Annotated in this window: 5 protein-coding genes; all 5 read right to left on the bottom strand. The window is 50.1% G+C overall.

Going from position 1 to position 6,973, the window contains the following annotated elements:
• Positions 1-137: 137 nt before the first annotated feature.
• A complete protein-coding gene (rsgA, locus tag QUB30_RS28240; RefSeq protein WP_333340604.1) occupies positions 138-1,388 on the bottom strand; it encodes a ribosome small subunit-dependent GTPase A in 1,251 nt (416 codons plus the stop codon).
• Between the two features lie 365 nt (positions 1,389-1,753).
• Entirely contained in the window at positions 1,754-2,044 is a 291-nt protein-coding gene (locus QUB30_RS28245) for a sulfurtransferase TusA family protein (RefSeq protein ID WP_333237992.1), read from the bottom strand.
• 291 nt (positions 2,045-2,335) lie between these two features.
• Entirely contained in the window at positions 2,336-3,463 is a 1,128-nt protein-coding gene (gene dnaJ, locus QUB30_RS28250; RefSeq protein WP_333042223.1) for a molecular chaperone DnaJ, read from the bottom strand.
• A gap of 132 nt (positions 3,464-3,595) precedes the next feature.
• The gene (dnaK, locus tag QUB30_RS28255) at positions 3,596-5,713 is read right to left on the bottom strand and encodes a molecular chaperone DnaK (protein WP_333340607.1); all 2,118 of its coding nucleotides are present in this window, start codon (positions 5,711-5,713) and stop codon (positions 3,596-3,598) included.
• Between the two features lie 291 nt (positions 5,714-6,004).
• On the bottom strand, positions 6,005-6,790 hold the full coding sequence (grpE, locus tag QUB30_RS28260; RefSeq protein WP_333340609.1) for a nucleotide exchange factor GrpE: 786 nt from the start codon (positions 6,788-6,790) through the stop codon (positions 6,005-6,007).
• Between the last annotated feature and the right edge of the window lie 183 nt (positions 6,791-6,973).

Genomic DNA, 6,973 nt, shown 5'->3' on the forward strand with positions numbered 1-6,973 from the left:
GCACTCGCGAGTAAAGAAAGCCGATTTTGCGAACGGGGCCTTGGGCTGCAACCAAGTATTTTCGTCGAGGAAACCCGGTTTGGGGGTAAGTCTTGGTACTGTTTTCTAGTGCCTACGGGCGATGGGCGGCGACTTCCTCACAATTCCTCTAAGTCTTGACACATATCTTGGAGTGACTGGTGTTGAAGGCGGCGGGAAGAACGGCGATATTTTTTAGTTTGCAGCTTCGGTTCGTAATGCTGCGTACCATCCGACTTGGTTTGCTGCTTCAAACTCGATTCGGCGCTGCTGGAATTTTGCAGAGCTTGTTGGCGGACGATCGCCTCTTCGAGAAACTGCAAGTAATACTCATAGCGCTCCCAACCGCCCCTAACCACACAGTTAGGCTCGTCTCGGTGCGAACAGTCGCTAAACTGGCAGCTACCCAAAGCCAGCCTCTGGCGCGCTTCTGGGAAATATTCCGCTAACTCTGAGGGATCGCATTCGAGAGCCGGCTGATTAAAGCCCGGAGTATCGGCCAAAAGTCCGCCGCCAGGGAGTTCAAATAGTTCGACGTGGCGAGTCGTATGGCGCCCGCGGCCGAGTTTGCCGGAAACAGCGTTCACTCGTAGGTTCAGCGCCGGGATCAGTTGGTTGATCAAGCTGGACTTGCCAACCCCAGAAGGGCCACAAATTACCGTTATTTTCCCTTGCAGGTGGTCTAGAAGCAAGTTCGGCAACGGGCTATGTACGGGCTTTAACGGATGTAACGGCTTCACAGAATTTGGAACTTGGGGGTTATCCTCAGAACTCTCTCTAGATGGCTCTATTTTCTCCACTAAGTCATGGAAATGCGGTTCTGAGGCAGAAATTTCATTTTGATCATTAGCGGGGGTTTCCTGAACTCCTGCACCGCTGCGGACGCTAATAAACATTGGTTCATAGCCCCAGCCTGAAAGCCGATCGCGCCACTGTTCCAACTCCTGGGGCGTGACCAAATCGCATTTGTTCAGGCACAAACTCACCTCTAAACCCGTAGATTCGGCCTTGACTAAAAACCGAGTTAATGATCCGGGATCTAAGTCGGGTTCGGCGAGGGCAAAAACCAGGAGAATTCGATCGGCATTAGCTACAGGCGGGCGGTTGAGTTCTGTTTGGCGCGGGAAGACTTCAGAAATTGCACCCCGGCAGTCAGTCCAGTCGGGTTCGTCTACCACCACGCGATCGCCCACCATCACCTGTTGGCCAATTTTTTTCAGTCGAGTGCGACGAGTGCACAGGAGAGTGGGAGAATCAGCGAGGGGAGCATTTTTCCCGTCAATGGAGACTTCGGGATCTAACCTCACTTGGTAGAAGTTAGCCTGAACAGCAATTACAGTACCGACGATCGAGGACGAATTCAGGCTCATCAAAAAATTGGGTTTGAAACCCCGTCCTTCTAGGACGGCTTTGTATTAGCATCTAGATGGTCACTGACCCACCCGCGACGATGGATTCAGACAGCCTAACGAGCGAAGTCCAGTTTGACTGGCGGCGCAGACAAATCGGTAGACCGGGAAAAGAGGATAGGGCAATGGCAAACATCCCTAGAATCAAAACAATACATAAGAATTCCTTTTGGGGTTTTCGACACATAAGAACCGCAGGGCTTGCGGGGATAGTCTGTGGAGCGAACGTAAGACCAATACTCCTTGAGGGTGGAGGCAGTTGCAAAGAAGCAGAAACCTAAATTGTGAGGTTTAGGAATCACCGCACCTTCAGGTCGGTGAGGATGTCAACCTGCTTCCTTGTCTTCTGGGCGCTGCACTTTCATTGCAAAAAAGCCCGACTCCGGCTCATCCGCGACAAATTGCGTTTCCAGAATCTGGTAGCCTTCCATTTTGAGACTATCGGGTACTTGTTCGATCGGCTCCCCAGCATCCAGCCATACCTCCAAAACAGCACCCGGTGCCATTTGCTCCAAGCGCAGTTTAGTGCGGACAAAATTCAGAGGACACGGAGTACCCCGCAGATCGATTTTGGCATCTGGGGATTTGGGATTTTCAATTTTCGATGTTGAATTCATAATGCTTTTTGCAATCTCAAATCCTGAAAGCCTTACTTTTTTAAACAAGTTGCCTGGAAACTGGAGAATCTAAAATTTTCTTTCCAATTGGACACAGACTATTATTCTTTCTGAAAAAAGTGAGCGCTATTGCGCTCACTTTTTTGAGCGCTGCTGAAACGCAATGCCCAGGAAGCGTCCCACCTGAGATTTTTGTGAGCAATTGCACACAAATTTTTGACCGATACTGAAACAAATTGCCGGGGAATCGTCACACAGGAAAATTTGACACCAATTGGTGTCAAAAATTGCTTATTTCTGAAACAAATTACCCAGAAATCCTTCCAAGCCGCCTTTACCGGTACGATCGCCCTTCAGCTTAGCAAGCTGCATCAGCAATTCCCGTTCCTCAGCCGTCACCTTAGTCGGAATGTCAATAGACACCGTAATCAAATGATCGCCACGACTGACTGGATTTCCCAACCGAGGCACCCCTTTTTTCTCCAAAGTCAGAACAGTATTCGCCTGAGTTCCGCTAGGAATCAACAATTCCGTAGGCCCGTCTACGGTTTCCACTTCCAACCGGCACCCTAAAATTGCTTGCAAATAACTAATTTTCACTTCCGAGCTAACATTAGTGCCGTCGCGCTTAAATAGGGGGTCTTCATTCACCGCCAAGAACACGTAAAGATCCCCGGGCGGCCCGCCGAGTTTGCCGGCATCCCCTTCATTGGAAACGCGCAAGCGAGTACCGTTGTCAACCCCAGCCGGAATTGTGATTTTCAGCTTTTTCATCACTTCTTTCTGGCCTCGGCCGCCGCAAGTTTCGCACTTATCCTCAATCACTTGCCCGGTGCCGTTGCAAGTGGGGCAAACTGAAACTTGAGTAAAGCTGCCGAAAGGAGTGCGGGTAGCGCGTCGGACTTGACCGCTGCCGGTACAAGTCGAGCAAGTTTGGGGTCGGGTTCCCGGTTTCGCGCCTGTCCCGGTGCAAGTTTCGCAGGTTTCTAGATGCTTGATGCGGAGTTCTTTTTCCCCACCAAACACTGCTTCCCGAAAATCCAGCCGCAAATCGAGGCGCAAATCGTCTCCGCGCACCGGCCCGCTGCGCCTGCGACCTTGCTGTTGTTGGCCGACACCACCCTGAAAGCCCTGAAAGAAGCTTTCAAAAATATCGGCAAAGCTGTCACCGAAGTCTTGGAACCCAGGCGCGCCTGCACCGCTGACGCCTGCTTCACCGAAACGGTCGAAACGGGCGCGGGTTTCGGGTTCTGAGAGTACCTCGTAGGCGCGGTTAATTTCTTTAAACCGCTCCTCGGCACCGGATTCTTTGTTGACATCTGGATGGTACTTGCGAGCTAGGCGACGGTAAGCACGCTTAATTTCTTCTTTGTCTGCGCTGCGAGAAACGCCTAATATTTCATAGTAATCACCGGCCATAGAGCTGCTTGCCTGGAGGTAAATAACAAAAAGTGTACGAAAAAGAAACGGGCGACCTTTCCTGAAATTACAGATTAAAAATCAAAAATTCTCATTGTTAATTTTTAACTTTTAACTGTTAGCTTTTCAGTTTTAAAGGAAAGGATTCATATCATCAACTTCTGGTTCGGGAACCTTCTGTTTTTGTTTTGACTGTGGATTTGACTGTGGATTTGACTGTCGTTTTGACTGTCGTTCCGGCTTTGGTTCCGACTTTGATTCCGGCTTTGGTTCCGGCTTTGGTTCCGGCTTTGGTTCCGGCGGAGCTTGGGGCGCCACCAGCAGCTCTTCTTTCAGCAAAATACTGTCGTCGTCCGCTTTAACCTCTTCTGGTTCTGATGATTCTACTTCTGACATCATCTCGCTTTCAACAACAGATCCTGACGGGGCTTCCCCGCTGCGGGCTTGGTCGTAGACTGCTGTCCCCAGCGAGTATAGCAGTTGCTTGAAAGATTCGATTGCGGGCGTGAGTTCCTCGACTGTGATGTCGGGGTTAGTCATCGCTGCCCGCAAGGCTGCTGCGGCTGTTTCCGCTTCGGCCTTGAGCTCGTCACTCAGCAGTTGCGCGTTGGTTTTTAAAGTTACACCACAATTATAGACGAGGGAGTCAGCTTGATTTTTGAGTTCGACGAGTAGAGCGCGCTTGATGTCTTCGTCGGCGTAAAGTTCGGCTTCTTGTCGCATCCGCTCGACTTCGGTTTCGCTCAATCCCCCTGTATTGGAAATTTGGATGCTTTGTTCTTTTCCGGTTCCCTTGTCTTCAGCAGCCACTTTGAGAATCCCGTTGGCATCGATTTCAAAGGTAACTTCGATTTGAGGTACGCCGCGGGGGGCTGGGGGAATGCCTTTGAGCAGGAACTTGCCGAGACTTTTATTGTCTTTAACCAATGCCCGCTCGCCTTGGAGCACGTGAATTTCTACCGAGGTTTGCCCGTCTGCTGCAGTGCTGTACATTTGCGATCGACTGGTGGGAATAGTTGTATTGCGCTCGATTACTTTGGTGAACACCCCGCCCAAGGTTTCGAGTCCCAGGGAGAGCGGCGTCACATCGAGCAGCAGCAAGTCTTTGACTTCACCGCCCAACACCCCGGCTTGAATTGCCGCACCTACCGCTACAGCTTCGTCGGGATTGACGGATTTATCGGGAGAAACGCCCCCAAAATACTTGCTAATTGCCTTTTGAACTGCCGGAATCCGGGTTGAGCCTCCGACTAAAATAATCCTGTCTATGTCTTTGGGGGTCAAACTTGCGTCTTTGAGGGCTTGAGTCACCGGATCGATCGTCGCTTGCACCAAATGAGCAACCAGTTTTTCAAACTGAGCTTTGGAAAGTTCCATTTCCAAATGCTTCGGCCCTTTTTCGTCAGAGGAGATGAAGGGCAAATTGATTGAGGTGGATTCCCGGTTGGAGAGTTCGATTTTCGCCTTTTCTGCAGCTTCTCGGAGGCGCTGCAAGGCCATTTTGTCTTGTGAGAGGTCACTGCCTTCTTGAGTGCGGAAAGCTTCTACCAGCCACTGGACTATGCAGTCGTCAAAGTCATCTCCTCCGAGATGGTTGTTACCGGAGGTAGCGTTGACTTCAAAAATTCCGTCTCCCAGTTGCAGGATCGAAACGTCGAAAGTACCGCCGCCCAGGTCAAAGACCAAGATTTTCTGTTCTATATTTTGCTTGTCCAGCCCGTAGGAAAGGGCTGCTGCCGTCGGTTCGTTGACGATCCGCAGGACTTCTAGGCCCGCGATCGTACCGGCGTCTTTAGTAGCTTGCCGTTGGGCGTCTGTGAAGTAGGCTGGCACTGTAATCACGGCTTGGGTAACAGTTTGTCCCAAATAAGCTTCAGCATCTTGCTTGAGCTTTTGGAGTACCATTGCCGAGATTTCTTGGGGAGTGTGAACCTTGTTCCGAATTTGGACGTTAACGGTATCGTCTTTGCCTTTTATGCAGGTATAGGGAGTCCGCGATCGTTCTTCTTCCGTGTCGTCCCACCGCCGCCCGATAAATCGTTTGATGCTGTAGACAGTATTTACAGCATTAGTTACAGCTTGCCGCTTGGCCAGTTGACCTACTAAGCGATCGCCCGCCTTGCCAAATCCTACTATACTCGGAGTTGTGCGCCCGCCTTCGGAATTGGCGATTACGACGGGTTTACCGCCCTCTAACACAGCTACGCAACTGTTAGTCGTGCCTAAGTCAATTCCAATAATTTTTCCCATAGCGCCTCATAAAACTTTGTGGGATGTTTGGAAATCTCCAACTACAAGTTGGGGGATGAAAAACGACTCAGCTTGTCAAAACAAGCATCACCAGACCGGATTTTTAGGAAATAAACTTGATGTCAATCAGGCAATATCAAAGACGGGTAAAAACATTTTTCATAATTTTTTGAGCAAGTGCCGACCTGCTTTTAGTCATGAATTAAGAATTTGGTTAATCTGCCGCCTTGGGGCCCCCGAATAGAATTCGGGGGTCAGTGACTTTGAGGAATGCAGTAGCTTGTATCCCGATTAACTTTCCGAACTATCGGGATTTTCATCTGAGGCTACCACAGATAGCCCAGCCGCTGCAACTTTCACTTTGGCGTGCCGCAAGACGCGATCGCCCAGAATGTAGCCGCGTTCTAGTTCTTGGATAATTGTTCCTTCCTCGTGTTCGTCAGTTGGCTCGCTGAGTAGAGCTTCGTGGAGGTTGGGGTCAAACTGTTCGCCTTCGGGGCGCATCGGAGAAACCCCGATTTGCTTGAGGCTATCTACCATTTGCTTGTAAACGCTTTGGTAGCTTTTGTGAATGTTCATTTCGCCGTCGGTTTGCGGCTTGATGTGCGATCGAGCGCGCTCGAAATTGTCAATTACCGGCAACAGGGGTTTGATCGTGAGACACCTTGCCTGTAAATCTAGCTCTTCTTTTTCCTTTTGGGTGCGCCTGCGGAAGTTCTCAAAATCTGCTGCTAGGCGGAGATTTTGATTTTTCAGTTCTTCTAGTTGAGCGGATGCGGCTTGCAACTGAGTTTTTAAAGCCTCTTTTTCATCTGTTGCCTGGGCCAGTTCCTTCTTCAATGAGTCCGCCGCGTCTGCAGTCGGGCTGTTGGTGGAACTGCCGGTGATGGTATCCCCGGATGCGTTTGCTGGCGGGCGATCGGCCTGAGCACTTTGATAAGCTCGAGCAAGTTCGAGCTCCCAATCGGCTGCTTCGTTTCCTGGTGCCGGCGGATTTTCGCTTGCCATTTGCGAACCCTCTGGGGTTTCCCCTGTTGAGTTAGGATCTCGATCTTGCTGTTTTTCCTCGTCAATCATAAAAGCTGCGCGACAGAACCCTATCAATTCTAGCAGATACCTTTAACCCGGTAAATCTAGATAACTATAGCGATCGCAAATCATTCATAAATCGATTGAGGGTTCTATCGAGCATGAGTTTCATGAGAATGTTAGCTCAAAATCACCAAACTTGTGTAGCTTGGGAAAGTCAAATCTTTGCTG

This window comes from Microcoleus sp. BROC3 (genome assembly GCF_036702515.1).
GTDB lineage: Bacteria > Cyanobacteriota > Cyanobacteriia > Cyanobacteriales > Microcoleaceae > Microcoleus.